General features: G+C 71.4%; 1 protein-coding gene. It reads left to right on the forward strand.

Annotated elements, in window-relative coordinates; translation table 11 throughout:
• The first annotated feature begins 666 nt into the window (after positions 1-666).
• The gene (gene pgm, locus AB0O00_RS36050) at positions 667-2,307 is read left to right on the forward strand and encodes a phosphoglucomutase (alpha-D-glucose-1,6-bisphosphate-dependent) (RefSeq protein WP_363658926.1); all 1,641 of its coding nucleotides are present in this window, start codon (positions 667-669) and stop codon (positions 2,305-2,307) included.
• The last annotated feature ends 64 nt before the right edge of the window (positions 2,308-2,371 follow it).

Below are 2,371 nucleotides of genomic sequence, written 5' to 3' on the forward strand. Positions count from 1 at the left end.
CGCCCCCCTCCCGCGTCGCTCATCGCAGTTAGGCACATCCCAGCGCCGCTCTCTTGTGTGTTGTTCTGTCGTGGCATCCGGTGCAGGGGCGTCTTGCCGGGTCGTGTGTTCCCGTTCGGTGCGCAGGGCGCTGCGCGCCTGACGGGACCGTACGCCCTCCCGCCGTGACGCCCTTCGCCGGGACGGTCTCCGCCGTGACGCCCACCGCTGCGCGTCTGACGGGACCGTACGCCCCTTCGCCGCGACGCCCCCCGCCGCCCGCCTGACGGGACCGGACGCCCCTTCGCCGCGACGGTCCCCGGCTGACGCCTTCCGCCGTGACGCCCCTTCGCTGCGCCGCCCTCTGCCGTGCCGCCCTCTGCCGTGACGTCCTCTGCCGTGGCGGTCTGTGTCGGGGTTGTCGGCGGTGGGTGTCGTTGTCGGCGGTGGGTGTCTGCTGTGGGGGTGTCGTGGTGGGCTGTGCGTTCTGTTCGGCGTGGAGGGCACGGAGGGTTGTCTGGTTTTGTGTGGTTGTGGTGGTGGGTTCGGGGTGTTGCGGGGGGGGGTGCCCGGTCCCGGTCCCGGTCCCGGTCCGGGTTCGGGTTGCCGGTGGGGGTGGGGGTGGGTTGTGGCTACGATCGGTGGTGCGGGGTGTGGATGCGTGGGATTGTGGCGGGAGTGAGGCGGATGGTACACGTACGGGCGGGTCGGTTGGCCGAGCCGGGTGATCTGGTGGATGTGGCGCGGTTGGTGACGGCTTACTATGCGTTGCATCCGGATCCGCAGGAGGCGGGTCAGCGGGTGGCGTTCGGGACGTCGGGGCATCGGGGTTCGTCTTTGGACGGGGCGTTCAACGAGGACCATATTGCGGCGGCGACGCAGGCGATTTGTGAGTACCGGGCGTTGCAGGGGGTGGCGGGGCCGCTGTTCCTGGGGGCGGACACTCATGCGCTGTCGGAGCCGGCGAGGGTGACGGCGGTGGAGGTGCTGGCGGCCAACGGTGTGCAGGTGCTGCTGGACGCGGCGGACGGCTATACGCCGACGCCGGCGGTTTCGCATGCGGTTTTGGCGCATAACCGGCGTAGTCCGCGGGCGCTGGCGGACGGGATCGTGGTGACGCCTTCGCACAATCCGCCGCGTGACGGGGGTTTCAAGTACAACCCGCCCAGTGGCGGTCCGGCGGGCTCGGAGGCGACGGCGTGGGTTCAGGACCGGGCGAACGAGCTGATCCGTGAGGGGCTGCGGGGGGTGCGCAAGGTGCCTTACGCGCGGGCGCTGGCGGCGGCCACCACGGGGCGTTACGACTTCCTGGGCGCCTATGTGGAGGATCTGCCGCGGGTGCTGGACCTGGACGCGGTGCGTTCGGCTTCGTTGCGTATCGGCGCGGATCCGCTGGGGGGTGCGTCGGTGGCCTACTGGGGGCGTATCGCCGAGATGCACCGTCTGGATCTGACGGTGGTCAATCCCGGGGTCGACCCGACGTGGCGGTTCATGACGCTGGACTGGGACGGCAGGATCCGGATGGACTGTTCCTCGCCGTCGGCGATGGCGTCCCTGATCGGGCGCCGCGCGGAGTACGACATCGCCACCGGCAACGACGCGGACGCCGACCGGCACGGCATCGTCACCCCCGACGGTGGCCTGATGAACCCCAACCACTATCTGGCGGTGGCGGTGGACTACCTCTTCCGTCACCGCGGGGAGTGGCCGCTGGACGCCGCGGTCGGCAAGACGCTGGTGTCCTCCTCGATGCTCGACCGGGTCGCCGCGGATCTGGGGCGCGCTCTGGTCGAGGTCCCGGTGGGCTTCAAGTGGTTCGTCGAGGGCCTGCTGGAGGGCTCGATCGCCTTCGGCGGCGAGGAGTCGGCCGGGGCCTCGTTCCTGCGCCGTGACGGCGGGGTGTGGACCACCGACAAGGACGGCATCCTGCTGGCGCTGCTGGCCTCGGAGATCACCGCCGTCACCGGTACCACGCCCAGTGAGTACTACCGCTCGCTGACCGGGCGTCACGGCGAGCCGGCCTACGCCCGTGTGGACGCCCCGGCCGACCGCGAGCAGAAGGCGCGTCTGGCACGCCTGTCCCCGGAGCAGGTCACCGCCGGCGAGCTGGCGGGGGAGAAGGTGAGCGCGGTGCTGGCCACGGCCCCGGGCAACGGCGCCGCGATCGGCGGCCTGAAGGTGTGCACGGACAATGCCTGGTTCGCCGCCCGTCCCTCGGGCACGGAGGACGTGTACAAGATCTACGCCGAGTCCTTCCACGGTCCCGAGCACCTGGCCCGGGTGCAGGAGGAGGCCCGCGCCCTGGTCGGCGAGGTCCTCGGCGCCTGACCGGCCGCCTGACGGAACGCCTGACGGAGTGCCTGCGCCCGCTTGGCGGGCTGCTGCTGTGCCC

Source organism: Kitasatospora sp. NPDC093558 (genome assembly GCF_040683475.1).
Taxonomy (GTDB): Bacteria; Actinomycetota; Actinomycetes; order Streptomycetales; family Streptomycetaceae; genus Kitasatospora.

Coding starts and splice junctions, on each gene's coding strand:
- pgm (WP_363658926.1), top strand. CDS start 667: ATGGTACACGTACGGGCGGGTCGGTTGGCCGAGCCGGGTGATCTGGTG.